Source organism: Actinomadura macrotermitis, assembly GCF_009604375.1.
Taxonomy (GTDB): domain Bacteria; phylum Actinomycetota; class Actinomycetes; order Streptosporangiales; family Streptosporangiaceae; genus Spirillospora; species Spirillospora macrotermitis.
In genome coordinates this window covers 1,717,632-1,742,585 of the sequence record NZ_WEGH01000002.1, presented here as the reverse complement: position 1 = coordinate 1,742,585, position 24,954 = coordinate 1,717,632, and the positions used below count along the sequence as shown (strand labels likewise).

General features: G+C 72.4%; 21 protein-coding genes. 2 read left to right on the top strand and 19 right to left on the bottom strand.

Annotation, left to right across the window (positions count from 1 at the left end):
- Positions 1–49: 49 nt before the first annotated feature.
- The 6 genes from ACRB68_RS20175 to ACRB68_RS20150 form a co-directional block, all read right to left on the bottom strand.
- Positions 50–1,261 carry a ScyD/ScyE family protein gene (locus tag ACRB68_RS20175; RefSeq protein WP_153534339.1) on the bottom strand — a complete coding sequence of 404 codons (1,212 nt, stop codon included), beginning with the start codon at positions 1,259–1,261 and terminating at the stop codon, positions 50–52.
- Positions 1,262–1,592: 331 nt separating this feature from the next.
- Positions 1,593–4,106 carry an ATP-dependent Clp protease ATP-binding subunit gene (locus ACRB68_RS20170; RefSeq protein WP_153534337.1) on the bottom strand — a complete coding sequence of 838 codons (2,514 nt, stop codon included), beginning with the start codon at positions 4,104–4,106 and terminating at the stop codon, positions 1,593–1,595.
- A gap of 386 nt (positions 4,107–4,492) precedes the next feature.
- Entirely contained in the window at positions 4,493–4,813 is a 321-nt protein-coding gene (locus tag ACRB68_RS20165; RefSeq protein WP_153534334.1) for a histone-like nucleoid-structuring protein Lsr2, read from the bottom strand.
- A gap of 1,065 nt (positions 4,814–5,878) precedes the next feature.
- Positions 5,879–6,472 carry an RDD family protein gene (locus tag ACRB68_RS20160; RefSeq protein WP_153534332.1) on the bottom strand — a complete coding sequence of 198 codons (594 nt, stop codon included), beginning with the start codon at positions 6,470–6,472 and terminating at the stop codon, positions 5,879–5,881.
- An 8-nt stretch (positions 6,473–6,480) separates the two neighbouring features.
- Positions 6,481–7,326, bottom strand: coding sequence for an RDD family protein (locus ACRB68_RS20155; protein ID WP_153534330.1), 846 nt, complete (start codon positions 7,324–7,326; stop codon positions 6,481–6,483).
- Positions 7,327–7,329: 3 nt separating this feature from the next.
- Positions 7,330–7,833: an amino-acid N-acetyltransferase gene (locus ACRB68_RS20150; protein WP_194293374.1), complete on the bottom strand. Its 504-nt coding sequence runs from the start codon at positions 7,831–7,833 to the stop codon at positions 7,330–7,332.
- 190 nt (positions 7,834–8,023) lie between these two features.
- On the opposite strand from ACRB68_RS20150, the gene ACRB68_RS20145 reads away from it, so the two are divergent.
- Positions 8,024–9,013 (top strand): C40 family peptidase, encoded by a 990-nt coding sequence (locus tag ACRB68_RS20145; RefSeq protein ID WP_153534327.1) that lies wholly within the window; start codon positions 8,024–8,026, stop codon positions 9,011–9,013.
- 129 nt (positions 9,014–9,142) lie between these two features.
- On the opposite strand, the gene ACRB68_RS20140 is transcribed toward ACRB68_RS20145, so the two are convergent.
- Positions 9,143–9,373 (bottom strand): LuxR C-terminal-related transcriptional regulator, encoded by a 231-nt coding sequence (locus ACRB68_RS20140; protein WP_328594464.1) that lies wholly within the window; start codon positions 9,371–9,373, stop codon positions 9,143–9,145.
- A gap of 150 nt (positions 9,374–9,523) precedes the next feature.
- On the opposite strand from ACRB68_RS20140, the gene ACRB68_RS20135 reads away from it, so the two are divergent.
- Positions 9,524–10,966: a LacI family DNA-binding transcriptional regulator gene (locus ACRB68_RS20135; RefSeq protein WP_328594462.1), complete on the top strand. Its 1,443-nt coding sequence runs from the start codon at positions 9,524–9,526 to the stop codon at positions 10,964–10,966.
- Positions 10,967–11,435: 469 nt separating this feature from the next.
- On the opposite strand, the gene lysX is transcribed toward ACRB68_RS20135, so the two are convergent.
- The 12 genes from lysX to ACRB68_RS20075 all read right to left on the bottom strand — a co-directional run bounded on the left by lysX (position 11,436) and on the right by ACRB68_RS20075 (position 24,899).
- Positions 11,436–12,926, bottom strand: coding sequence for a bifunctional lysylphosphatidylglycerol synthetase/lysine--tRNA ligase LysX (lysX, locus tag ACRB68_RS20130; protein WP_328594461.1), 1,491 nt, complete (start codon positions 12,924–12,926; stop codon positions 11,436–11,438).
- Between the two features lie 49 nt (positions 12,927–12,975).
- On the bottom strand, positions 12,976–13,758 hold the full coding sequence (locus tag ACRB68_RS20125; protein WP_153534324.1) for a type III pantothenate kinase: 783 nt from the start codon (positions 13,756–13,758) through the stop codon (positions 12,976–12,978).
- A gap of 14 nt (positions 13,759–13,772) precedes the next feature.
- Positions 13,773–14,630, bottom strand: coding sequence for a carboxylating nicotinate-nucleotide diphosphorylase (gene nadC / locus ACRB68_RS42840; RefSeq protein WP_153534321.1), 858 nt, complete (start codon positions 14,628–14,630; stop codon positions 13,773–13,775).
- A complete protein-coding gene (locus ACRB68_RS20115) occupies positions 14,627–16,234 on the bottom strand; it encodes an L-aspartate oxidase (RefSeq protein WP_153534319.1) in 1,608 nt (535 codons plus the stop codon). Before ACRB68_RS20115 ends, nadC begins: the two co-directional genes overlap by 4 nt.
- 138 nt (positions 16,235–16,372) lie before the next feature.
- Positions 16,373–16,789, bottom strand: coding sequence for an aspartate 1-decarboxylase (gene panD, locus ACRB68_RS20110; protein ID WP_153534318.1), 417 nt, complete (start codon positions 16,787–16,789; stop codon positions 16,373–16,375).
- 36 nt (positions 16,790–16,825) lie between these two features.
- Positions 16,826–17,683, bottom strand: coding sequence for a pantoate--beta-alanine ligase (gene panC / locus ACRB68_RS20105; protein ID WP_153534316.1), 858 nt, complete (start codon positions 17,681–17,683; stop codon positions 16,826–16,828).
- A 32-nt stretch (positions 17,684–17,715) separates the two neighbouring features.
- Entirely contained in the window at positions 17,716–18,648 is a 933-nt protein-coding gene (locus tag ACRB68_RS20100; RefSeq protein ID WP_153534314.1) for a Rossmann-like and DUF2520 domain-containing protein, read from the bottom strand.
- Between the two features lie 402 nt (positions 18,649–19,050).
- A complete protein-coding gene (locus tag ACRB68_RS20095; RefSeq protein WP_153534312.1) occupies positions 19,051–21,555 on the bottom strand; it encodes an ABC transporter permease in 2,505 nt (834 codons plus the stop codon).
- 5 nt (positions 21,556–21,560) lie between these two features.
- Positions 21,561–22,250, bottom strand: a complete 690-nt coding sequence (locus ACRB68_RS20090; protein WP_153535190.1) for an ABC transporter ATP-binding protein — start codon at positions 22,248–22,250, stop codon at positions 21,561–21,563.
- Positions 22,251–22,564: 314 nt separating this feature from the next.
- Positions 22,565–22,843, bottom strand: a complete 279-nt coding sequence (locus ACRB68_RS20085; RefSeq protein WP_328594459.1) for a chaplin family protein — start codon at positions 22,841–22,843, stop codon at positions 22,565–22,567.
- Between the two features lie 165 nt (positions 22,844–23,008).
- Positions 23,009–23,689: a response regulator transcription factor gene (locus ACRB68_RS20080; RefSeq protein ID WP_328594458.1), complete on the bottom strand. Its 681-nt coding sequence runs from the start codon at positions 23,687–23,689 to the stop codon at positions 23,009–23,011.
- Between the two features lie 25 nt (positions 23,690–23,714).
- Positions 23,715–24,899, bottom strand: a complete 1,185-nt coding sequence (locus ACRB68_RS20075) for a sensor histidine kinase (protein ID WP_153534308.1) — start codon at positions 24,897–24,899, stop codon at positions 23,715–23,717.
- Positions 24,900–24,954 lie beyond the last annotated feature (55 nt).

The following is a 24,954-nucleotide window of genomic DNA, read 5'->3' as shown; positions in this document are numbered from 1 at the left end:
GGCCCGGACGTCTTCGGCCGTTAACGGCCAACCCCCTGGACGAGGGGGATCAGGCTCCCAGGACCCGCAGCAGCTGCCCCGCGCCCTTGCCCATGCCGAGGTTGGACACATAGATCTCACCGTGCGGGCCAGTGCCGAGCCCGGTCGGCATCATCAGCCCCTGGCTCGCCAGCTCGGTCTGCTTCTTGGTCTTCAGGTCGATCCGGATCAGCGCGCCCGGCGGCGGCGGGTCGTCCGGCCCCTGCGGCGGCGCGCCCTTCATCATCTGCAGCGCGAGCAGCCGCCCCTTGGCGTCGAAGGCGATGTCGATGATCGTCGACAGGCCCGACACGACCAGCTGCGGCCTGTAGCCGGGCCGGATCTTCCAGATGCGCGACGCGCCCGGCACGAACCCGGCCAGCTCGCTCACGTAGTACGCGCCGTCCGGGCCCTTGACGATGCCCGACGGCACCGACTGCACGTTCCCGGCCTCGCCCGCCTTCAGGCCGGCCGGGCCCGCGACCGCGCGCAGCACCCGGCGGGCCTGCGCCGACGCGGCCGCCGCCTTCGCCTGCTTCGGCACCTGGCCGCCGCTGTAGGGGAACACCGCCTGCGTGGTGGTGTGCCCGGCGCGGGCCCCCACCACGTCGTTGCCGCCCGCGTCGGCGATCAGCGCGCCGTGGTCGCGGACCGGCACGAACCGCCACGGGTTGCCGTTCACGCTCGGCTCGCCGCCCGGCTCGCGCGGCAGGATCCAGTCGGGGTCCAGCCGGGTCTCGTGATCGACCGCGTCCCCGACCGCGCCACCCCTGATCTTGCCGTTGCGCACCCGGTAGAGGGTGCCGAGCCGCGCCGCGGCCTTGCCGAACCGCTTGCGGTCGGCGGTGCTGCCACCGAACCCGCTGAGCACGACCAGGTCCTTGCCGTCCACCGCGACGTCGACCGGACCGGCCTCGCCGAGCGACGGCAACCGCGTCGCCACCCGACCCTTCCTGCTCCCCTTCACCCGGTAGACCGAGCCGCTCAGCCCGAAGCACTGCCGCGCCTCGCCGGCCCCCACGCAGGGCCCTGAGCCGCCGTAACCGGACTCGGCGACCAGCACGGTGCCGTCCTTCAGCACCGTGATGCCGCGCGGCCCGTTCAGCTTGTCCGCGACCAGCTTCAGCGACACCTTCGCCGTCGCCGTGGCCGCCGGATCGGCCAGCGCGGCGCCCGGGGCCAGCGACGCGGCCACCGCGCCGGCCGCCACGGCGGCGGACCACCCCTTGAACGATCGAGCCATGTCTCTCCCCTCGTCGGCGGCGCCGCGCAGGGGTGGACGTGCCGCCCGGACTCCCAACGGGCGGGCCCCCTGCGCGGCGCCACCAGAGACGCTGCCAGTCCCGTCGTCCCAGGCTCATGGGGCCGCCGTCCCGCGAAAAAGAGGTGCCCTGAGGCCCGGAAATCCCGGCCCGTCCCGCGAACCCCGGCGGCCCCGCGTGCATCCCACTGCCCTGCGGGCATGCGAAAGGCCCGCACCGAACGGATCGGTGCGGGCCTCTCAGCGCCTCAGTGGCTAGCGGGTCACTCTTTGTTGTTGCGATCCTCGCCCACCACGAAGGCGGGCGCCACGGTCACTCCTTGTTGAAGTTGACCGCGCCCTCGACCGGCGGCGGGGTGTCGGGGACGGTGGACGGCTTCGGCACACCCTTGAAGGTGAACTTGGCCTCCTCGCCCGAGCCCTCGACGCCGACGATGACGATCTGGCCGGACTTCAGCTCGTTGTACAGGATCTTCTCGGACAGGTTGTCCTCGATCTCCCGCTGGATCGTGCGGCGCAGCGGCCGGGCGCCGAGCACCGGGTCGTAGCCCCGCTCGGCGAGCAGGTCCTTGGCCTCCTGCTTGAGCTCGATGCCCATGTCGCGGTCCTTCAGCCGCTCGTCCACGCGGGCGATCATCAGATCCACGATCTGGATGATCTCCTTCGGGGTGAGCTGGTGGAAGACCACGGTGTCGTCGACACGGTTCAGGAACTCGGGGCGGAAGTGCTGCTTCAGCTCCTCGCCGACCTTGGCCTTCATCCGGTCGTAGGAGCCCTGCTCGTCGTTCTGCCGCTGGAAGCCCATCCCGACGCCCTTGGAGATGTCCCGGGTGCCGAGGTTGGTGGTCATGATGATGACGGTGTTCTTGAAGTCCACGACCCGGCCCTGGGCGTCGGTCAGGCGACCGTCCTCCAGGATCTGCAGCAGCGAGTTGAAGATGTCGGGGTGGGCCTTCTCGATCTCGTCGAACAGCACGACCGAGAACGGCTTGCGGCGCACCTTCTCGGTGAGCTGGCCGCCCTCCTCGTACCCGACGTAGCCGGGCGGGGAGCCGAACAGCCGCGAGACGGTGTGCTTCTCCATGAACTCGGACATGTCGAGCTGGATCAGCGCGTCCTCGTCGCCGAACAGGAACTCCGCCAGGGTCTTGGACAGCTCGGTCTTACCGACGCCGGACGGGCCGGCGAAGATGAACGAGCCGCCGGGACGCTTGGGGTCCTTCAGGCCGGCGCGGGTACGCCGGATCGACTGCGAGAGCGCCCGGATGGCGTCCTCCTGGCCGATGACGCGCTTGTGGAGCTCGTCCTCCATGCGCAGCAGCCGGGTGGACTCCTCCTCGGTCAGCTTGAAGACCGGGATGCCGGTGGCGGTGGCCAGGACCTCGGCGATGAGCTCCTCGGTCACCTCGGCGACGACGTCCATGTCGCCGGCCTTCCACTCCTTCTCCCGCTGCGCCTTCTGGCCGAGCAGCTGCTTCTCGGAGTCGCGCAGCGCGGCGGCCTTCTCGAAGTCCTGCGCGTCGATCGCGCTCTCCTTCTCGCGCCGCACGTCGGCGATCTTCTCGTCGTACTCGCGCAGGTCCGGCGGCGCGGTCATCCGGCGGATGCGCATCCGCGACCCGGCCTCGTCGATGAGGTCGATCGCCTTGTCGGGCAGGAACCGGTCGCTGATGTAGCGGTCGGCCAGCTGCGCGGCGGCGACCAGCGCGCTGTCGGTGATCGACACGCGGTGGTGCGCCTCGTAGCGGTCGCGCAGGCCCTTGAGGATCTCGATGGTGTGCGGCAGCGACGGCTCGGCGACCTGGATCGGCTGGAAGCGGCGCTCCAGCGCGGCGTCCTTCTCCAGGTGCTTGCGGTACTCGTCGAGCGTGGTCGCGCCGATCGTCTGCAGCTCGCCGCGGGCCAGCATCGGCTTCAGGATGCTGGCGGCGTCGATCGCGCCCTCGGCGGCGCCCGCCCCGACGAGCGTGTGCAGCTCGTCGATGAACAAGATGATGTCGCCGCGGGTGCGGATCTCCTTCAGCACCTTCTTCAGGCGCTCCTCGAAGTCACCGCGGTAGCGCGACCCGGCGACCAGTGCGCCGAGGTCCAGGGTGTAGAGCTGCTTGTCCTTCAGCGTCTCGGGCACCTCGCCCTTGACGATCTTCTGGGACAGGCCCTCCACCACGGCGGTCTTGCCGACGCCGGGCTCGCCCACCAGCACCGGGTTGTTCTTGGTGCGGCGCGAGAGCACCTGCATGACCCGCTCGATCTCCTTGTCCCGGCCGATGACCGGGTCGAGCTTGCCCTCGCGGGCGGCCTGCGTCAGGTTGCGGCCGAACTGGTCCAGCACAAGGGAGGTCGAGGGGGTCGCCTCGGAGGGGCCGCCGGAGGCGGCGGGCTCCTTGCCCTGGTAGCCGTGCAGCAACTGGATGACCTGCTGACGGACCCGGTTCAGGTCCGCGCCGAGCTTCACCAGGACCTGGGCGGCCACGCCCTCGCCCTCGCGGATCAGGCCCAGCAGGATGTGCTCGGTGCCGATGTAGTTGTGGCCGAGCTGCAGCGCCTCGCGCAGCGACAGCTCCAGCACCTTCTTGGCACGGGGAGTGAACGGGATGTGCCCCGACGGCGCCTGCTGGCCCTGGCCGATGATCTCCTCGACCTGCTGGCGCACCGCCTCGAGGCTGATCCCCAGGCTCTCCAATGCCTTGGCAGCGACACCCTCACCCTCGTGGATCAGACCCAGGAGGATGTGCTCGGTGCCGATGTAGTTGTGGTTGAGCATCCTGGCCTCTTCCTGAGCCAGAACGACAACCCGCCGCGCGCGGTCGGTGAACCTTTCGAACATCTCGTCGCTCCTCACAGAGCGGTTGGGCAGGGTCCGGAACGTCCGGACCTGTCCTTCCGCAGGTGCTGGCACCTATCAAACCTAGCCCGCCCCGAGGAGGCCGCCCGGTGCACTCCCACCAGGAGACGTTCCCCAGCTAAGCGCTGTTCAGTCTCATCCAACTACCGTTCGCTCGCGTCATGTTCCCGCTACGCCGCAAGCGAACGGGGGGCTTTTCGCAGGTCGCCCGCGATCGGCGGCCGCCCGGCCCCCCGATTGCCGAATGCGTACCTGTCTACCGTGCCCCGCGAGCGCGAACCCACGATTCGCTACGCCATAAGCGAACGGCCCGCCTCCTCCCCCGGAGACGGGCCGCAGCGGACGGGCCAGGCCGCCTGGAGGCGGCGTCAGTTGGCCGCCTCGTACTGCTCGATCACATTCTGCGGGATACGGCCGCGCTCATTGACCTTGATGCCGCGGGCCTTCGCCCAGGCGCGGATCTCCGCACTGCGCTCGCGGTTGGAGCCGGTGCGCGTGCGGCGCCGCTTGGCGGTGCCCGCCTTACGCGACTTCTCCACGAACGGCTGCAGTGAATCCCGCAGCTTCTTTGCGTTGGCGGCGCTGAGGTCGATCTCGTAGGAGGCGCCGTCGATCGAGAACGCTACGGTCTCGTCCGCCTCGCCACCGTCGAGGTCGTCGACGAGAAGCACCTGGACCTTCTGTGCCATGAGGCCAGACCTTTCGCTGGATCAAAACTGCATTCGGTTGCCAAAGATATACCGCGATCCACGCCGATGACAATTCAGACGCGCGATGTTGTCATCTTGCCCCTGGTAACGGGGGGTAATCGGGCTTGTCGAATCCCGCGCCGGGGCCCGGCCGGGGCCCCGGCGGCGCGGGAATTGTCCGTGCGGGGGCGCGATCCCGGCGTTTTCCGGCCGCCCGGGCCGGCCGGACGGTCCGCTGACCAGGTCCGACGGCCGGGCATTGGGGCCGGTTTCCACCCCGCCGTCTTTCGGGCCGGCGGTGGTCTGCTACCGCCCATTTCCCTGGTCCGGGGTTAAGCCGGGCGGCAACACCCACCCCCGCAGCCTCCGATTAACCCTGACGTAACGGGACTAACCGCACGGCCGGCGGGGCGAAAGCGGCGGACCGCCCGCGACCGGCCCGGACGCCGGGGATGTGAACGGGTGCCGCCTCGCGGCGCCCGGACGGAAATCCTTTCCCCCGGCCCGCGCGGCGACCGGCCCTCACCCCTATTAGCCAGATAAGTCCGCAATGATGGCAGTTACTGGCGCCGTCCCGGCAGGACGCCGGCGATCGGGCGCTCAAGCCCGCCGCGCGCCCGGCGCCATCGGCACCACAGAGCACTCGGGTCAATTTTCCTTACCCGCCCTGCCGCAGCGGACTTCCCGCGACGGCGCCCCGTCCGGCGATCGGACAGATCTGATGGGACAACCGGCGTTCAGTGTCCCGCCCACCCTATTTACCGGCGCGCCGGAGCGCGCGCGTACGGGCCCGGGGATGTCCCTGCGAGCCGTCCGCGGGCGGGCGCCCAGTTGCGCTCCGGCATCGCGGCCAGTTCCGCTTGCGGGGGCGTGGAGCCGGTGCCACAGGCGGGTTAGGCAGGGGGCTCTTATTCGGGGAGGGGACGGCGCACAGCCGTTCCGGCTTTCGGCCGCATCGGCCGCCGGGAAGGGATTTCAGTGATCATCCCGCGGCCGGGGAGTGTTCGATTTCACGTCCGGGCGGGCGGGCCGGCGCCGGTCTCCGCGCCGCCCCGCCGCGCGTCTTCAGGCCGCCGGGCCGGCCTTCACGACCACCGTCCCGGCGAACCGGTCGTGCAGCGCCTGGCGGCGGCCGTCCGGGACGGCCCCGCGCGTCCCCTCGTAGATGAACGCGACGTTCACCACCCAGAAGAACCCGGCCGCCGCCGTGAGGAGGGGCACCGGGACGGGCCGGACCGCGACCGGCAGCGTGTACACCGCCGTACGCAGCAGCGCCCGCCCGGCCCCCAGCGGGCCGCCGCCGGACTCGCGCACGACGCGGATGCCGGTGAGCCGCTTGCCGGGCGTACGGCCCCACAGGGCGAGCTGGAGCGCCTCGTAGACCAGCAGGAGACCGGCCACCAGCGGCGGGGCGAGGACCTCCAGGGTGCGGTGCGGGACGGTCTCGCGCAGCACCATCAGGACCGGCAGGCCCACCACGAGCGTGTCGATGATCCGGGCGACCAGGCGCTGCCCGGGGTCGGCCAGGACGGGCCCGGCGCTCCCGGGCCCGTCCGGCGCGTGTTCGTCGTGTTCGTCGTGTTCGTCGTGTTCGCCGAGGTCGTCGTGTTCCTCGTGTTCGTCCGGCGCGTGCGGGTGCGCCTCCTGCCCCGCCGCCATCCGCGCGCCTACCCCTCGTACTCGGAGTAGCCGACCTGGGTCTGGTCACCGTCGGAGTAGCCGCCGTCGGCGTACTCGCGCTCGTCGATGACGATGGTGCCGGCGAACCGGTCGTGCAGCGCCTGGTGCCACGGCTCGTCCCAGATCGCCCACAGGTAGGCCATCAGGCCGCCCGCCCAGGCGAGCAGCATCCCGTAGGCGGCGTACTCCCACACCTTCACGGCGAGGATGAGGAAGAAGAAGACGCCGATCTGGTAGCCGATGTTGTTCACCGCGGCGCGGAACACCGCCTGCGCCGTCGTCACCGACTCGCCCAGCGGGTCGCGCTGGACGACGCCGACGTGCAGGAAGCGCTTGCCGAGCGTGCGCCCCCACATGGACAGCTGGACCGCCTCGTAGACGAACGGCAGGACGGCCAGCACCGCGAACATGGTGATGATGATGGGCCAGTTCCAGACGGCGCCCTCGGAGCTGGCCTTGGAGCCGGAGGTCTCAAGACCGAAGATGCCGATGGTGAACGGCAGGATCAGCGCGAACCCGAACACCGCGACGAGCCCGTTGTCGATGATGCGCGCGCCCGCGCGCCGCAGGATCGTCGCCGTCACCAGGTCGCCGGTGGCCAGGGTGGGGTCGTAGCCGCCGCCACCCTCGTTCTCATAGGTGCTGGTCTGCCACTGCTGCTGCTGAGGCTCCTGCCATTGCTGCTGCTGTTGGGGCTGCTGCCACTGCTGCTGCTGTTGTTGCGGCTGCTGCGGTTGCTGCCACTGGGGACCCTGGTAAGGGGGCGGGGGCCCGTACGTCCCGCCGCCCTGCGGAGGGGGGTACTGCCCGCCGCGTTGAGGGGATTCGCTCATCGGTCAGTCCTCCAGGCGAAGCAACATGCGCGTGTTTCCCAACGTATTCGGCTTGACCCGGTCGAGGTCCAGGAACTCCGCCACGCCATCGTCGTAAGAGCGCAGAAGTTCCTCATAGACCTCGTGCGACACCGGAGTGCCCAAAATCGGCTGGAAGCCATGCCGGGCGAAGAAGTCCACCTGGAAGGTGAGGCAGAAGACCCGCCGCACCCCCAGCTCGCGGGCGGTCTCCAGCAGCCGGGTGACGATCCGGTGCCCGATGCCCCGCCCCCCGTGCCCGGGGCCGACCGCGACCGAGCGGACCTCGGCCAGGTCCTCCCACATCACGTGCAGCGCCCCGCAGCCCACGATCTCGCCCGCCTGGAGGTCCTCGGCCACCCAGAACTCCTGGACGTCCTCGTACAGGGTCACCGTGGTCTTCTTCAGCATGCGCCGCCCCGGCCCGGAGTACAGGTCGACCAGCCGGCGGATCTCCTGGACGTCGGCGGTACGGGCACGCCTGATCATGACTTCCACAAACAGTCGACATTATCGAACACCGGGCCCGCGCCCGCGGACAAGGTGCGCACACCGCCCGCCCGCACGCCTCCGACGTGGGACTTCCCGGCTTCCGGTTGGCAGGAGGGGCCGGTTCCGTTAGTGTCCTGCGCTGGCTCGTCAGCCGACCCCGGAGGGCGGAAGAGCAGAAGGAGAATTCATGGAGCCGTCGCGCCCTGGATCCCTTTACGGTCACCGTCGCAGCACCCGCCGGCGCGCGCTGGCCGCGGCCGTCGCCGCCGCCTCCCTCGTCCCCCTGGCCGCGCCGCCCGCCGCGCACGCCGACCCCGAGCCCTCCACCACCGAGCTCAGGGACCAGGCGCACAAGCTCGCCGACCAGCTGGAGCAGCTGACCGAGCAGTTCAACGGCCTGAAGGTGAAGCTCCAGCAGTCGCAGCGGGCCGCCAAGGTCGCCACCGAGAACGCCGAGCGCCAGGAGAAGGCCCTGACGGGCATCCGCGACAAGCTCGCCCGGCTGGCCGCCACGTCCTACATGCAGGGCGGGTCGGACCCGGCGGTGACGTTCTTCGCCGCCCAGGACCCCCAGAGCGTCCTGGACCAGTCGTCGACGCTGCGGTACTTCGCCAGGCAGGACGGCACCAAGGTCGAGCTCCTGATGCAGGCCATGCAGGCCGCGCAGCGCGCGCGCACGGCCGCCGAGCAGCGCGCCCGCCAGGTCGACCAGCTGCGCACCCAGCTCGACGCGCAGCGCAAGAAGGTCACCCAGCTGTACGAGAAGCTGCGCAGCCAGGTCGTCAAGAAGGACCCGAGCGAGCTGGCCAAGCTGCCGGTGATCGGCACCGGCAAGGCCGCGCAGGCGCTGCGGCTGGCGATGACCAAGATCGGCCGCCCGTACGTGTGGGGCGCGGCGGGGCCGTCCACCTTCGACTGCTCGGGCCTGACGATGTGGGCCTACAAGCAGGTCGGCATCAGCCTGCCGCACTACACCGGCAGCCAGTGGAACGCCGGCACGCACATCTCCCGCGACCAGCTGCAGCCGGGCGACCTGGTGTTCTTCTACTCCGACCTGCACCACATGGGGATGTACGTCGGCGACGGCAAGATGCTGCACGCGCCGCAGACCGGCGACGTCATCAAGATCGCCCCGATGGACGGCCGCCCGTTCGCCGGCGCGGTCCGCGTCGCCTGACGCCCCGCCGCCCGGCGAGGGCGGGAGGGACGAACCACGTCCGCGGCGACGCCGCCTGCAGGGACCTACCTGCCAGGAACCGGCGCCGCCGCTGCGGGGTCGGACGGAGCTCGCCGTGAAGAACCGGTACTAGATGAGCTGCCTACGGGCCGCCCACACCACGGCCTCGATAGGGGTGTTGACATCGAGCCGATCACAGATCGTGCGCAGCCGCCGGCGCAGGGTCCGTGCACTCAGCTCGAGCTTGCGTGCCGCCACATCTGCGGTGACACCGCTGGCGATCTGCGCGAGGAGCTTCAGCTCGTCCTCGCTCAGCCGCAGATCCTCGGTGCCACGTCGTACGAGTGTGGCCTGTTCCACTCCGTCCTCCCTCGTCCGTGGTGATGACCGCGGGGATGCAGCCGCCCGCTGCACAGGTACGGGTGAGCGTCGATCTGTACGTAGCGTCGGGTTGCCGGGGTTAGATCATCGGTTTCCAGGGGTGCCAGCGCGCTTGGCCGGAGGTGGCCGATGGACCGAATGCGGGGCGCAGTAGGGGAACTCCGGGTGACGATTCAGTCGTTGGTCCGACCGAACACGAACGCACCTCCGGGTGCGGCAGGCCCGCCCACGAAGGCGTGGACGGCCCCATGCAGAAGGGGGTGCGTCTGTTCCGGGACGGGACATGATCTCCAGCAACCACGGCCCTTCCCTTCCGTCCGCTTCTCCGGCCGCTTCCGGGCCTCCGCCGGCCCGACCGCGGTTGAAGATCGTGAATCGTTTCAAGCTACGCTTCGGCTCGGAACGCTAGGCGGCCGGATCCGGCCCGTCAAGCACCGAATAAACGCGCTCTGTACCCCTTTGAACGCGCTCCGTGGCCGGTCGTTCGGGTCACCGCCGCGGAGAACCCTCCCACCTGGGGAAACAGGCCCGACGCCGACGAGGAGTGAGTTGCCACAGACGAGTATTCGCGAGGTAGCAAGGCGTGCGGGAGTCTCAGTTGGGACCGTTTCGAATGTCCTAAACCGGCCAGAACTCGTGGCCGAAGCTACCCGTGACCGTGTCCGGGCGGCCATCGAGGAACTCGGTTTCGTCCGTAACGAGTCCGCGCGGCGGCTGCGCCAAGGCCCCGATCCGGCCGAGCCGGAGGGGTCCGCGCGGCGTGCCCGCGCCTTCGGCGTGCTCGTCGACGACCTCACCAACCCCTACGCCACCGACGTGGCGCGCGGGGCCGAGCTCGCGCTGAACGAGGCCGGCTACGAGGCGCTGTGGCTCAGCAACGATCACTCTCCGCAAAAGGAGGAGCGGATCCTGGAGCTGCTGGCCGGGCAGCGCGCCACCGGCGTGCTGGCGATGCCGGTCGCGCTCGGCGCGCCCGCCATCGACCGGCTGCGCGCGTCCGGGATGAGCGTCGTGCTGATGGACCACACCGGCCCCGACGTCTGCTCCGCCCAGGTCGACCACGTCGCCGGCGGCGACATCGCGGCCACCCACCTGATCGCCCTCGGCCGCGAGCACCTGGCGTTCGTCACCGGCCGCCCCGAGCCGCCGCCGCTGCTGGAGCGCCGCCACGGCGCCGCCCGCACCCTCGCCAAGGCCGGCTGCGACGAGCCGGTGGTGCTCACCCAGGACACCCTGTCGCTCACCGAGGGCCAGGCCGCCGCGCAGCGGCTGCTGGACCTGCCGACGGTCCCGGCCGGCGTCTTCTGCGCCAACGACCTGCTGGCCATCGGCCTGGTCAACGAGCTGGTCCGGCTCGGCGTGCGGGTCCCCGCCGACATCGCGGTGATCGGCTACGACGACATCGAGCTGGCCGCCGGCGCCGCGGTGCCGCTCACCACGATCCGCCAGCCGCGCCGCGAGCTCGGCTGGGAGGCCGCCGAACTGGCCCTGGCCGAGACCGCCGAGGGCCCCTCCCACCGCCACCGCCAGGTCGTCCTGACCCCCGAACTCGTCATCCGCGCCTCCGCCTGACCCCCCGCCCCGACTTCGCTCCCCACGCCCGCCCCCTTGAGCCCGTTCACTCGTCAGCGCGGCCCACCACATGCCGCCAAGGCCCCGCCCCGTCTCACCGGCCCGCCCAAGCGCCACTCCAAGGCGGGCGGGGCCCACCTATCGAACGTCCACGGGCTCCTGCCGACAGGAAAGGCATGCCGGCCGTCACACCCCTACCGCTCCCCTGCCAAACCGAAGCAACGGGCCCAGCCCGCGCGTGCCGGGCGTTCCCTACGCCGCAGGCCACTCAGGCAGGCGAGGCCACTCAACACGCGCCAGGCGCCCCCTACGCCACGCACCGGCCCAAGGGGCGGGCGGGTCCGCCTCTCACACGCCGAGCGCCCCCTACGCCACACGCGGGCCGGGTGTCCTCTACCGGCCGCGGGCCCCGGGTCCCTCGCCGTCCGACGAGGGACCCGGGGCCCGCGGGCGTGATTGTCCTGGGGTTCTACTCCGGCTTCACCAGGGGGAACAGGATGGTCTCCCGGATGCCCTTGCCGGTGAAGGCCATGATCATCCGGTCGATGCCGGCGCCCATGCCGCCCGTCGGCGGCATCGCGTACTCCAGCGCCCGCAGGAAGTCCTCGTCCAGCTGCATCGCCTCGGGGTCGCCGCCCGCCGCCAGCAGCGACTGCTCGGTGAGGCGGCGGCGCTGCTCGACCGGGTCGACCAGCTCGGAGTAGGCGGTGCCGAGCTCGGTGCCGAACCCGATCAGGTCCCACTTCTCGGTGAGCAGCGGCTCCTCGCGGTGCTGGCGGGTCAGCGGGGAGGTCTCCAGCGGGTAGTCCATGACGAACGTCGGCTGGATCAGGGTGTGCTCGATGAGCTCCTCGAAGATCTCCTGCACGACCTTGCCCTGGCCCCACTTGGGGTCCCAGTGCACCTCGCGGGCGTCGGCGAGCTTGCGCACCGCCTCGATCGGGGTGTGCGGGGTGATCTCCTCGCCGAGCACCTCGGAGACCGCCCCGTACAGGGTGATGCGCGGCCACTCGGGCAGGCCGAGGTCGATCTCGTGCTCGCCGTGCCGGACGACGGTGGTGCCGAGGGCCGCCACGACGGCCTTCTGGTACATCCGCTGCGTCAGGTCGGCCATGTCGTTGTAGTCGAGGTAGGTCCCGTACGCCTCGAGCATGGTGAACTCGGGGTTGTGGGTGGAGTCCGCGCCCTCGTTGCGGAAGTTGCGGTTGATCTCGAAGACCTTCTCGATCCCGCCGACGACGAGCCGCTTGAGGTACAGCTCGATCGCGATCCGCAGGTACAGGTCCATGCCGTAGGCGTTGATGTGGGTGGTGAAGGGCCGCGCCGCCGCTCCGCCGTGGATCGGCTGGAGCATCGGGGTCTCGACCTCCAGGTACCCCTCCTCGTGCCAGAAGTCGCGGACCGCGCGCACGGTGGCGCTGCGGATCTGCGCCATCCGGCGCGCCTCGTCGTTGACGATGAGGTCGACGTAGCGCTGGCGGACCCGCGCCTCGGGGTCGGTGAGCCCGGCGTGCTTGTCGGGCAGCGGCCGCAGGCACTTGGAGGTGATCGCGTACCGGTCCGCCATGATCGACAGCTCGCCGCGGCGGGAGGTGATCACCTCGCCCTCGACGCCGATGTGGTCGCCGAGGTCCACGTCGCGCTTCCAGGCGTCCAGCGCGTCCTGGCCGACGTTGGCCAGCGACAGCATCACCTGGATGTCGCCCGAGCCGTCGCGGATGGTGGCGAAGCAGAGCTTGCCGGTGTTGCGGACCAGCATGACGCGACCGGTGACGCCGACCTTCTCGCCCGTCTCGGTGCCCGGCTCCAGGCCGGGGTGTTTGTCCCGGATCTCGGCGATGGTCGCCGTCCTCGGGAAGGTCACCGGGTAGGGGTCGATGCCGCTCTCACGCAGCCGGTCGAGCTTCTCCCGGCGCACCCGCATCTGCTCCGGAAGGTCGTCGTAGGTCTCGTCGCTCACCCGGCAAGGCTATCGGCCCGCGCCGGTGCCGGGACGGGCGCGGGCGCCGTTACGGGGTGTTGCGCTGGTAGATGAGGCGCAGGCCGACCAGCGTCAGCCACGGCTCGAAGTGGTCGATGCTGCGCGACTCCTCCAGCACCAGCGGCGCCAGGCCGCCGGTCGCGATGACGGTGACCTCGCCGGGATCGGCGGCCAGCTCGTCGCTCATCCGCTCGACGAGCCCGTCGACCTGGCCGGCGAAGCCGAAGATGATGCCCGACTGCAGCGCCTCCACGGTGTTCTTGGCGATCACCGACCGGGGCCGGACCAGCTCGATCTTGTGCAGCTGGGCGCCGCGCGAGGACAGCGCGTCGATGGAGATCTCGATGCCGGGGGCGATCGCGCCGCCGACGTACTCGCCCTTGGCCGAGACGGCGTCGAAGGTGGTGGCGGTGCCGAAGTCGACCACGATCGCCGGGCCGCCGTGCAGGTGCACGGCGGCCAGCGCGTTGACGATGCGGTCGGCTCCGACCTCCTTGGGGTTGTCCATCCGGACCGGCACCCCGGTCTTGACGCCGGGCTCGACGATCACCGCGGGCACGTCGCCGTAGTAGCGGCGGCACATCTCGCGCATCTCGTGCAGCACCGAGGGCACCGTCGAGCAGAGCGCGATGCCGCTGATGTCGGTGTCGGCCAGCAGCGGGCTCTGCTGGACCAGGCCCTGCAGGACCACGGCGATCTCGTCGGCGGTCCGCCGTGGATCGGTGTTGATCCGCCAGTGCTCGATCACCTCCTCGCCCTCGAAGAGGCCGAGGACGGTGTGGGTGTTACCGACGTCGATGGTGAGCAGCATCAGGTCCCCGCTGATCAGGAGAAGTCAAGGCCGATGTCGAACACGCGCGCCGAGTGGGTCAGCGCACCTACTGCAAGGTAGTCCACACCGGTCACGGCGACATCTCGGGCCCGGTCCAGCGTCAGGCCGCCGCTCGCCTCCAGTTCGGCGCGGCCGGCGACCAGCCGGACCGCCTCGGCCGTCTCGGCGACGGTCATGTTGTCCAGCAGGATCGACGTCGCGCCGACCGCGAGGGCCTCCTCGACCTGCGGCAGCGTGTCGCACTCGACCTGGATGTGCAGGCCGGGGTGGGCGGCGCGGACCGCCTGGTAGGCGCGGGTGACCGAGCCGGCGGCGGCCACGTGGTTGTCCTTGATCAGCGCGGCGTCGTGCAGGCCCATCCGGTGGTTGACGCCGCCGCCGCAGCGCACCGCGTACTTCTGCAGGGCGCGCAGGCCCGGCAGCGTCTTGCGGCTGTCGCGGACGCGGGCCTTGGTGCCCGCCAGCGCGTCGGCCCAGCGGCGGGTGGCGGTGGCGATGCCCGACAGGTGGGTGAGCAGGTTCAGCGCGATCCGCTCGGCGCGCAGCACCGCGCGGGTCGGCCCGGTCACCGAGATCAGCACCTGGCCGGCGGTGACGGGGTCGCCGTCGGCGACCTTGGCGACGTAGCCGATGCCGAGCAGCTCGAAGACCGTCTCGGCGACCGGGACGCCCGCCACGACGCCGTCCTCGCGGGCGGTGAAGGCGCCGGCGGCGGTCTCGTCCGGGCCGAAGATCGGCTCGCTGGTGACGTCGGTGCCGCCGTCCTCGGCCAGCGCGGTCCGCACCAGGTTCTCCACAGCCTGTGGATCGAGGCCGGCGGCGGTCAGCCGGGCGGTGAGTTCGGGGGTCATGCGTGCTCCTCGAAGGTGGTGGTGAGGCCGTCGCCGGCCAGCCGGGTGACCAGGTGGCCGCGCCAGGCGGCGGACAGGTCCGGGAAGTCCTCGCGCCAGTGGCTGCCGCGCGTCTCCTCGCGCCGCAGCGCGGCCGCCGCGATGGCCGACGCGACCGTGTGCAGGTTGGTCGCCTCCCAGGCCGCGACGCCCGGTTCGGCGCCCGCGGGGAGGGCGGCCAGCTCGCGGACGGCGGTGGCGAGGCCCGGCCCGGTGCGGATGACGCCGGCGTGCGCCGTCATGATCCGCTGGATCTCGGCGCGGGCGTCCGGGCCGAGCAGCGCGGCGCGCGCGGGCGCCGCGCCGGGCGTCCCCGGCACGGCCGGGTCGGCGGCGATGGCGGCGGCGATCCGCTCGGCGAACACCAGGCCCTCCAGCAGCGAGTTGGAGGCGAGCCGGTTCGCGCCGTGCACGCCGGTGCAGGCGGCCTCGCCGCACGCGTACAGGCCCGGCACCGTGGTGCGGCCGTGCAGGTCGGTGCGGACGCCGCCGCTGGCGTAGTGCGCCGCCGGGACGACCGGGATCGGCTCGGTCACCGGGTCGATGCCGTGGTGGCGGCAGGCGGCCAGGATCGTCGGGAAGCGCCGCTCCCACATCGCGGCGCCGAAGTGGCGGGCGTCCAGCAGCATGTGGGACGCGCCGGTCTCGCGCATCCGGTTCGTGATCCCCTTGGCGACCACGTCGCGCGGCGCCAGCTCGGCCAGCTCGTGCCGGCCCGCCATGAACCGCGTCCCGGACGCGTCGACCAGGTGGGCGCCCTCACCGCGGACGGCCTCGGAGATCAGCGGCTGCCGGCCGCGCGCGCCGTCGCCGAGCCACAGCACGGTCGGGTGGAACTGGACGAACTCCAGGTCGGCGACGGCCGCCCCGGCGCGCAGCGCGAGCGCGACGCCGTCGCCGGTGGACACCTCGGGGTTGGTGGTGGCCGAGAACACCTGGCCGAGGCCGCCGGTGGCCAGGACGACGGCGCGGGCGCGCACCGCGCCGACGCCGTGCGGCTGGCCCTCGCCCATCACGTGCAGGGTGACGCCGGCGGCGCGCCCGGCGCCGTCGCGGAGCAGGTCGAGCACCAGGGCGTGCTCGATCACCTCGATGCCGGCCTCCTTGAGGGCGGCCAGCAGGGCGCGGCTGATCTCGGCGCCGGTGGCGTCGCCGCCCGCGTGCGCGATGCGGCGCCGGTGGTGGCCGCCCTCGCGGGTGAGCGCGATCTCCCCGTCGGCGGCGCGGTCGAACTCGGCGCCGAACGCGATCAGCCGCCGCACCGCGTCCGGTCCTTCGGTGACCAGGGCGCGCACGGCCGCCTCGTCGCAGAGGCCGACGCCGGCGACCAGGGTGTCGGCCAGGTGCTCGGCGGGGGTGTCGTCGGGGGCGAGCGCGGCGGCGATGCCGCCCTGCGCCCAGCGGGTGGAGCCGGCGTCCAGCAGCGCCTTGGTGACGAGCAGCACCCGCCCGTGCGGGCGGCAGCGCAGCGCCGTGACCAGGCCGGCGATGCCGGACCCGATCACGACGACGTCGGCGGTGGTGGTCCAGCCGGGGGCGGCGGCGGCGAGCTGACGAGGGATCATGTCCCCTCCTCGGAGGGAGTCGGTTCTCGTCATTGTGACATTAACCCCGGGATGCTCCGGCGGCCGACCCCATGCAAAAGCCGCGGACCCGCACGAAAGCGCAGGTCCGCGGCCTGGAACGCGTCAATCCGGCACGGATCAGCCGTGCACGAGGTCGCCGCGCACGTCCTTGGTCCCGGGCACCGGCTCGGCCGGGTCGGAGCCCAGCGAGATGATCTTGTTGTCGCGGTCCACGTGCACCACCCGCGGCACGAACGCGCGCGCGTCGGCGTCGCTCATCTGCGCGTAGCTGATGATGATCACCAGGTCGCCGGGCGAGACCAGCCGGGCCGCCGCGCCGTTGATGCCGATGATCCCCGAGCCGCGCTCGCCCGCGATCAGGTAGGTCTCCAGCCGGGCGCCGTTGTCGATGTCGACGATCGCCACCTGCTCGCCGGGCAGCAGGTCGGCGGCGTCCATCAGGTCCTGGTCCAGCGTCAGCGACCCGACATAGTGCAGGTCGGCCTGGGTGACGGTGGCGCGGTGGATCTTGCTCTTGAACATCGTGCGGAACATCGGGTCTCCTTCGGGGGTGCCGGTATCCAGGGGATTTCAGCCGGGGAAGGCGAGCGGAACGTTGTCGATCAGATGGGTGGCGCCGACCCGGCCCGCCACCGCGAGCACGGCCGCGCCGGCGTGGTCGCCGCCGACCTCGGTGAAGGTCGCCGGGTCCACCAGCACCAGGTAGTCCAGGTGCAGCGGCGGCTCGGCGGACGCCGCCTCGTCCAGCACCGCGGCCGCGGCCCGCCGGACCGCCGCCGGGCCGCCGGCGACCGCGTCCGCGCCCGCCCGCAGCGCGCGCGACAGCGCCAGCGCCGTCGTGCGCTCGGCCGCCGACAGGTAGCGGTTGCGGCTGGACAGCGCCAGCCCGTCCGGCTCGCGCACCGTCGGCGCGCCGACGACGCGCACCGGCACGTTCAGGTCGGCGACCATCCGGCGGATCATGGCGAGCTGCTGGGCGTCCTTCTCCCCGAACACCGCGAGGTCGGGACCCACCAGGTTGAACAACTTCAGCACGACGGTCAGCATTCCGTCGAAGTGCCCGGGCCGGGTCCGGCCCTCCACCCGCTCGCCCATCGGCCCCGACTTCAGTGAGACCTGCGGCCGCCCGCCCGGGTACATGACCTCGACGGCGGGCGCGAAGACGATGTCGACGCCCTCGGCGGCGCACGCCTCCACATCCGCGGCGAACGTGCGCGGGTAGCGGTCCAGGTCCTCGCCGGGCCCGAACTGCAGCGGGTTGACGAAGACGCTCACCGCGACCACGTCGGCGTCCTGGCGGGCCCGGCGGATCAGCGACCGGTGCCCCTCGTGCAGGGCGCCCATCGTCGGCACCAGCGCCAGCGTGCCCTTCGCGCCGGCGCGGACCGCCGCCAGCTCCTCGCGCGTCGTGGCGATGACGGGGGTCATCTCTGCTCCTTGGTCACGTCCGGTCTCCTCGGTCAGTCGGCCAGCACTTCGAGGAGCCGCTCGGCGTCCTCGGGCTTCAGCAGTCCGGCGGCCAGGGCCCGGTCGGCCGTCAGCCGGGCCAGCGCGACGTAGGCGCGCAGCCCCTCCGGCGACACCCGGGCCAGCTCGGCGACGTGGTCGGCGACCGTGCCGGCGTCGCCGCGCGCGACCGGGCCGGTCAGGCCGTCCAGGCCGAGGCGCAGCGCGTTGTCCAGCGACGCGCCGAGCAGCGGCCCGAGCATCCGGCCCGGCTCGCCGACCCCGGCGGCGCGCAGCAGGTCCATCGCCTCCACCACCAGCGTGACCAGGTGGTTCGCGCCGCCGGCGAGGGCGGCGTGGTAGAGCGCGCGGCGGTCCTCGGCGATCCAGACCGGCTCGCCGCCCATCTCCAGCACCAGCGCCTCGGCGACCGGCCGCAGCGGGTCGGGCGCCGTCACCCCGAACGAGACGCCCGACAGGCGGCCGGTGTCGTCGGGACGGCCGGTGAAGGTCATCACCGGATGCAGCGCGAGCGGCAGCCCGCCGGCGCGGGTGAGCGGGTTCAGCACCGCCGTGCCGTACCGGCCGCTGGTGTGCGCGACGAGCTTGCCCGCCACGTCCGCGCCCGTCGCGACCAGGCCGCCGGCCAGCTCGGCGAGCGCGTCGTCGGGGACGGTCAGCAGCACCAGGTCGGCGGCGGCGACCACCTCCTGCGGGGAGGTGAGCGCGGCGTCCGGCAGCCGTTCGGCGGCGCGCCGCCGGGACTGCTCGGAGACCGCCGACGCGGCGACGACGCGGTGCCCGGCGCGGTCCAGCGCCTCGCCGAGCGCGGTGCCGACGCGCCCTGCGCCGACGACGCCGACGGCGAGCCGGGCGGGCCGGTCGCGCGGATCGGGTTCCCCCAGGTCCGCGGGCGCGCCGAAGGGGGGCGGGGCGAATGGGTCCATCGGTTCGTTCCAGTCCTCGAAGGCGGGGTACCGGACGTGCGCGACCCAGCGTACCCGCGGGCCGGGTGGCGTCCAGCCCTCCGGGTGCCATCACTTCGCGGTGACGATGTGAACACCGAACGTCACCTCGACCTCGGGTGCCGGGCCACACTTCGGCCGCCACCCGCCGTGAACCCTTGTAGCGGATCACCAGGTCGGAGTAACAGTAGACCGTGACCCCGGTCACGCACGGTGATCTCACCGCGACCCGGTGAGCACCGAAGCCCCCGGGACCACCCCCGGCTCGGTCTCGAGCGCCGACCAGAGCAGTACTGACGGCGTCGACGACCGGGACGGGCGGCCCCGCCCCCGCGCCGCCACCCCGTACGGGCGGCAAGGGGCGGGGCCCGCCCGCCGCCGGCGTCAGTCGTGGGAGAGGGACTCCACGATGGACGCCTTGGCCGCGCGCCGTGCGGGCAGCACGGCGGCGAGCATCCCGGCCGCGCCCGCCAGCAGCATGAACCCGGCGATCTGCAGGTAGGGCACCGCGAACACCGCGCTGTCGGCCATCGAGCGGGTCGCCGCCCAGCCGAACGCGACGCCGAGCACGACCCCGGTGAAGGCGCCGATCACGGCCATGACCAGGGCCTCGACCGACAGCATCCGGCGCAGCTGCCGCTTGGTGATGCCGAGGGCGCGCAGCAGCGCCGACTCGCGGGTGCGCTCCACCACCGACAGCGTCAGGGTGTTGGCGATGCCGAACAGCGCGATCACGATCGCCAGCGCGAGCAGCCCGCCGAAGATCATCAAGATGGTGTCGATGGCGTCGGTCATCTGCTCCCTGATCTCGGCCTGCGAGGCCACCTTGACGGCCGGGTAGGGCCGGGCCGCGTCGGTCACCGCGGTGCGGGCGGCCGCCGCCGACGCCCCGTCCGCGGCCTTGGCGAACACCGCGCGGGCGTCCCGGACCGGGGTGAGGCGGTCGAAGACGTCCTCGGGCACCAGCAGGCCGACGAGCGGCAGGTCGTTGGCGTAGATCCCGGCGATCCGCAGCGGCAGCGTGCCGCCCTTGGCGGCCACCTGGACGGTCTGCCCCATCCGCCAGCCCCGCCCCTTGGCGGTCTCGGCGTTCACCACGGCGGTGCCGGGGCCGAGCGCGGCCAGCGACCCGCTGGTGAACTTCGGCTTGATCAGGGTGCCGAGCGCGGACCGGGTGACGGTGGTCAGCGTCACGTCCCGCCCGCTCGCCTTGGCCTCGTCCTCGCGGATCTCCATCACCGAGGCGAGCTCGGCGCGGCCGCGCAGCCGCTCGGTGAGCCCGTGCGGGACGAGCCCGCGGTCGCGGCCGGTGCCGGAGGTGTACTGCGCCTGGATCTGGAAGTCGACCGGGAACTGCTTGGTGATCTGCTTGTCGGCGGTCGCCTTGCCGCCCGCGGCGACGACGGCGAACAGCGTCATCAGCCCGACCCCGATCGTCAGCGCGATCGTGGTGGTCGCGGTGCGGCGCGGCGTGCGCTGCGCGTTCGCCACGGCGAGCCGGGCGGGCACGCCGCCGAGCCGCGCCGGGACCGCCCCGGCGGCGCGGGCGAGCGGGCGGACCAGCGCGGGCATCACCGCGATCACCCCGAGGAAGGCCATCGCGCCGGCGAACGCCACCACGTACATCGCGGTCGGCCCCTTGGCCATGCCGAGCGACCCGGCCACCCCGGCGCCGATGCCGAGCAGCGCGAACAGCGCGGCGAGCGCGATCCGCACCCGGCCGAGCCGGAACCGGCCGCTGCCGGGCTCGGGCTCGCTGCGCAGCGCCGCGATCGGCGCGACGCGGGTGGCGGCGCGGGCCGGCAGCAGCGCGGACGCGACGGTGACCAGCACGCCGACGGCGAGGCCGATCAGCACGGTGCGCGGGGTGAGCGTGGCGCCCTCGGCCGGGATGCGGGCGCCGAGCGCGTTGATCAGCGCGAGCGCGCCGGCGCCGAGGCCGAGCCCGGCGGCCAGCCCGAGCAGCGAGCCGACCAGGCCGACCACGGCCGCCTCCAGCACCACGCCGCCGAAGACCTGGCGGCGCGAGGCGCCGACGCAGCGCAGCAGCGCCATCTCGCGGGTGCGCTGGGCGATCAGGATGGCGAAGGTGTTGTAGATGACCAGCGCCGAGACCAGCATGGCGACCAGCCCGAAGATCAGCAGCCCGGTCTGGATGACCTCGGTGTCGGCGCCCGCGGACTTGGCCAGCCTCTCGCCGAGCCGCTTGCCGCTCAGCACCTGGTAGCCGCCGCCGGTCGCCGCGGCGACCGCGGCGGGCGACGCCCCGGCGACGTCGATCTCGTGGTAGCTCTTGGCCCCGGTCATCGCGACCGCGGTGGCCGGGTCGAAGCCGACCGCGCCGCGCATGCCGATGTCGGGCTCGATGCCGAAGTCGACCAGCCCGACGAGGGTGAACCGGTGCGGCCGGCGCTGGGCGTCCAGCACGGTGACGGTGTCGCCGACCGTGTACTTCTCGCGCTCGGCGACCTTGGTGTCGACCACGGCCTGGTCCGGCCCGGCCGGCACCCGGCCCTTGGTGACGTCGTAGCGCAGCAGCCGCCCGGCCGGCACCGAGGTGCCGACGGTGGCCTGGTCGCCGACGACCTTGCCGTCGCGGCCGAGCAGCGGGGCGTCGCCCTTGACCACGCCGTGCACGGCGGTGACGCCGGGCACGCCGCGGATCCTGCCGAGCAGTGCGGCGGGGACGCCGTCGCGGCCCTCCGGCGGCAGCACCGCGGTGTCGACCTTCCCGGCCGACCGGGCGAAGGACTCGGCGACGCCGGCGTCCATGGTGTCGGTCAGCACGAACGTGCCGGAGATGAACCCGACGCCGAGGGTGATGGCGACCGCGGTGAGCAGCAGCCGCAGCTTGTGGGCGAGCAGGCCCGCCAGTGTGGTGCGCAGCATCGGGCTCAGCCGCCCAGGCTCTTCAGCCGGTCCAGGACGGTGTCCGGGGTCGGCCGGTACAGCTCGGTGACGATCTGCCCGTCGCGCAGGAACACCACCCGGTCGGCGTAGGAGGCGGCGACCGGGTCGTGGGTGACCATGACGATCGTCTGGCCCATCTCGCGGACCGAGGCGCGCAGGAAGCCGAGCACCTCGGCGCCCGCGCGCGAGTCCAGGTTGCCGGTCGGCTCGTCCGCGAAGATCACCTCGGGCCGGGCGACCAGCGCCCGCGCGCACGCGACCCGCTGCTGCTGGCCGCCCGACAGCTCGCCCGGCCGGTGGTGCAGCCGGTCGCGCAGCCCGACCACGTCCACCACCTGGTCGAACCAGCCGCGGTCGGGCCTGCGCCCGGCCAGCTCCAGCGGCAGCAGGATGTTCTGCTCGGCGGTGAGCGTCGGCAGCAGGTTGAACGCCTGGAAGACGAACCCGACGCGCTCGCGGCGCAGCAGCGTGAGCTGCTTGTCGCCGAGCCCGGTGATCTCGGTGTCGCCGAGCAGCACCGTGCCGCCGTCGATGGTGTCCAGGCCGGCCAGGCAGTGCATCAGCGTCGACTTGCCGGACCCCGACGGCCCCATGATCGCGGTGAAGGCGCCCTTGGCGAAGCCCACGCTGACCCCGCGCAGCGCGTGCACCGCCGCGTCGCCCGAGCCGTACATCTTGGACACCCCGGTGGCCACGACGGCGGGCGGCGCGGCGGCGCCCGGCGCCTCGGCCGGCGGGCCGGCGAACGTGCTGGTCACGATGACTCCTCAACGCGGATGCGACGGCCCCTGCGGCGGGGCCCTGACGACCCTGCCAACGCTAGGAACCGGCGGCCCCGCCGCCATCGGACCTGCGGCCACGATCACGTCAGCCGTTCGGCTGGTCCGGCGCGCCGCGTACGACTCAGGTCGTACACAGCGCGAACGCCGGAGACCCGCGCGGGTCTCCGGCGTCCGTGTCCGGGCGTGTGGAACGCCCTGCGCCTTGGTCAGTGATGCCCGTGCTTGTGGTAGCCGCCGTGGGTGCTGAAGTCGTTGGACACCACCGCGCTGCTGCCCTTGCAGCCGCCGGACTTGGCGAGGCCGAGGACGGCCACCGCGTTGCCGCAGGCGTTGACCGGGACCGAGATCGGCAGGATCAGCTGGTTGCCGCCCAGCAGGCTTCCGTGGCCGGTGGTGTCGATATCGGCGCTGGCGGGTGTGGCGGTGAGCGCCGAGGCGGCGACGGCCAGGCCGAGGCCGCCGGTGACGGCGAGCTTCTTGAGCACGTTGGTCCTCCCGTACGTAGGGGCCCGAAAGGCCCGACTGACATTCACATCAGCGCGATGTCACCGCTGGTGGCATCACGTACGGTAACTACCCAGCTACTCATTGGTAAGGGAAACGGTGACCCAAGCTTGAACACAAAAGGCCACCACAGGGTCATCCCCTTGCTACAGCGGGTCGCCCGTTTGGCCGCTCTTGACGAGCCCTGTCTCGTAAGCGAACACGACCGCCTGGACCCGGTCCCGCAATCCGAGCTTTGTCAGGATGCGTCCCATATGGGTCTTCACCGTGGCCTCGGACACGAACAGCCGCCCGGCGATCTCGGCGTTGGACAGCCCGCGCGCCACCTCCAGCAGCACCTCGCGCTCGCGCTCGGTGAGGGTGTCCAGCGCCCGGTGCGGCCGCCGCCCGGCGTCGGGCAGATGCAGCGCGAACCGGTCGAGCAGCCGCCGGGTGGTGGAGGGCGCGACGACCGCGTCGCCCGAGTGCACCGCGCGGATCGCCTCGACCAGCTGGGCCGGCCCGGCGTCCTTCAGCATGAACCCCGCCGCGCCCGCCTTGATCGCGGCGAACGCGTACTCGTCCAGGTCGAAGGTGGTCAAGATGATCACCTTGGGGTCCCCAGGGAAGCCCCCGGACACGATCCGGCCGGTCGCCTCGATCCCGTCCATCCGCGGCATCCGCACGTCCATCAGCACCACGTCGGCCGTGGTCGCGGCGAGCAGCTCCAGGGCGTGGCCGCCGTCCCCGGCCTCGCCGACGACCTCGATGTCGGGCTGGGCGTCCAGCACCATCGTGAACCCCGCCCGCACCAGCTCCTGGTCGTCGACCAGCACCACACGGATCACCAGCGTCCCCTCCCCGCCGGGCCGGTCAGGCCCGGGCCTCCTCGCGCACCGGAATCCGCGCGGCCACCTCGAAGCCGCCGCCGGCGCGCGGCGCGGCGCGCACCTGCCCGCCGTACACCGCGACCCGCTCGCGCATGCCGATCAGGCCGTGCCCGTACCCGTCGACGACGGCCGCGGCGCCCCGGCCGTCGTCCATCACCACGACGTCGACGGCGTCGTCGCCATAGTGCAGCATCACGTCGGCCGACGCGCGGGGTCCGGCGTGCTTGAGGGTGTTGGTCAGCGCCTCCTGCACCACCCGGAAGATCGTCAGCTGGCGGCCCTGCGACACCTCCAGCGGCACCCCGGCGACCCGCACCGTCACCGGCAGCCCGGCCGCGCGGATCTGCTCGACCAGCTCGGTGAGCTGCTCGACGCCCGGCTGCGGCGCGTAGGCGCCGGAGTCGTCCTCGGCGCGCAGCACGCCGAGCAGCCGCCGCATCTCGGCGAGCGCGAGCCGCCCGGTGTCGCCGATCGTGGTGAGGGCCTGCTTGGCGCGCGCCGGGTCGGTGTCGATGGCGAACGACGCGCCGTCGGCCTGCACCACGATCACGCTCACGTTGTGCGCCACCACGTCGTGCAGCTCGCGGGCGATGCGCGCGCGCTCGCCGGCCCGCGCGATCTGCACCTCGGTGTCGCGTTCGCGCTCCAGCCGCTCGGCGCGCTCCTCCAGCGACCGCAGGTACTGGCGGCGGGTCCGCATGTGCAGACCGAGGAGCCAGACGCCGACGATGAAGGTGGAGAAGAACAGCAGCGGCATGCGCATGTGCTTCCACGAGCCCATCTGCTGCGTGGTCTCCATCACCACGCCCGCCAAGGCGACCACGAGCGCGGCGAGCCCCCAGCGGAACGCGCAGTACGCGGTGACGGTGTACAGGGCTACGAGGATCGCCATGTCGGACGGGATCATCCGGATGTGGAGCAGCCACTGGGCGAAGCAGAGCAGCGCGACCGCCGCGAACACCGACCGCGGCCAGCGCCGCCGCACCACCAGCGGGACCAGCAGCGCCACCGAGAAGAAGACGTACCAGCCCCACGGCACGTACGTGGGGTTCCTCGGGTTGGTCTCCGAGCTCGCGGACAGCGCCACGAGCAGCAGGAACGGCACGACGAACGCGGCGTCCACCAGCACGCGCCGGGCGCGCCACCAGTCCCACAGCCTGCCCATCATGCCTCCAGCGTAGGTAACCGCAGGTCATCCGGCATCGACCGCAGGTCTGACCCGC

Excerpts from the sequence above, each read along its gene's own strand:
- ACRB68_RS20135 (WP_328594462.1), top strand. The coding sequence starts at position 9,524 with ATGGACCGAATGCGGGGCGCAGTAGGGGAACTCCGGGTGACGATTCAG.
- ACRB68_RS20150 (WP_194293374.1), bottom strand. The coding sequence starts at position 7,833 with ATGATCAGGCGTGCCCGTACCGCCGACGTCCAGGAGATCCGCCGGCTG.
- ACRB68_RS20125 (WP_153534324.1), bottom strand. The coding sequence starts at position 13,758 with ATGCTGCTCACCATCGACGTCGGTAACACCCACACCGTCCTCGGCCTC.
- ACRB68_RS20090 (WP_153535190.1), bottom strand. The coding sequence starts at position 22,250 with ATGTACGGCTCGGGCGACGCGGCGGTGCACGCGCTGCGCGGGGTCAGC.
- ACRB68_RS20115 (WP_153534319.1), bottom strand. The coding sequence starts at position 16,234 with ATGATCCCTCGTCAGCTCGCCGCCGCCGCCCCCGGCTGGACCACCACC.
- ACRB68_RS20175 (WP_153534339.1), bottom strand. The coding sequence starts at position 1,261 with ATGGCTCGATCGTTCAAGGGGTGGTCCGCCGCCGTGGCGGCCGGCGCG.
- ACRB68_RS20075 (WP_153534308.1), bottom strand. The coding sequence starts at position 24,899 with ATGATGGGCAGGCTGTGGGACTGGTGGCGCGCCCGGCGCGTGCTGGTG.
- ACRB68_RS20155 (WP_153534330.1), bottom strand. The coding sequence starts at position 7,326 with ATGAGCGAATCCCCTCAACGCGGCGGGCAGTACCCCCCTCCGCAGGGC.
- ACRB68_RS20165 (WP_153534334.1), bottom strand. The coding sequence starts at position 4,813 with ATGGCACAGAAGGTCCAGGTGCTTCTCGTCGACGACCTCGACGGTGGC.
- panD (WP_153534318.1), bottom strand. The coding sequence starts at position 16,789 with ATGTTCCGCACGATGTTCAAGAGCAAGATCCACCGCGCCACCGTCACC.
- ACRB68_RS20095 (WP_153534312.1), bottom strand. The coding sequence starts at position 21,555 with ATGCTGCGCACCACACTGGCGGGCCTGCTCGCCCACAAGCTGCGGCTG.
- panC (WP_153534316.1), bottom strand. The coding sequence starts at position 17,683 with ATGACCCCCGTCATCGCCACGACGCGCGAGGAGCTGGCGGCGGTCCGC.
- ACRB68_RS20160 (WP_153534332.1), bottom strand. The coding sequence starts at position 6,472 with ATGGCGGCGGGGCAGGAGGCGCACCCGCACGCGCCGGACGAACACGAG.
- nadC (WP_153534321.1), bottom strand. The coding sequence starts at position 14,630 with ATGACCCCCGAACTCACCGCCCGGCTGACCGCCGCCGGCCTCGATCCA.
- ACRB68_RS20170 (WP_153534337.1), bottom strand. The coding sequence starts at position 4,106 with ATGTTCGAAAGGTTCACCGACCGCGCGCGGCGGGTTGTCGTTCTGGCT.
- ACRB68_RS20145 (WP_153534327.1), top strand. The coding sequence starts at position 8,024 with ATGGAGCCGTCGCGCCCTGGATCCCTTTACGGTCACCGTCGCAGCACC.
- ACRB68_RS20100 (WP_153534314.1), bottom strand. The coding sequence starts at position 18,648 with ATGGACCCATTCGCCCCGCCCCCCTTCGGCGCGCCCGCGGACCTGGGG.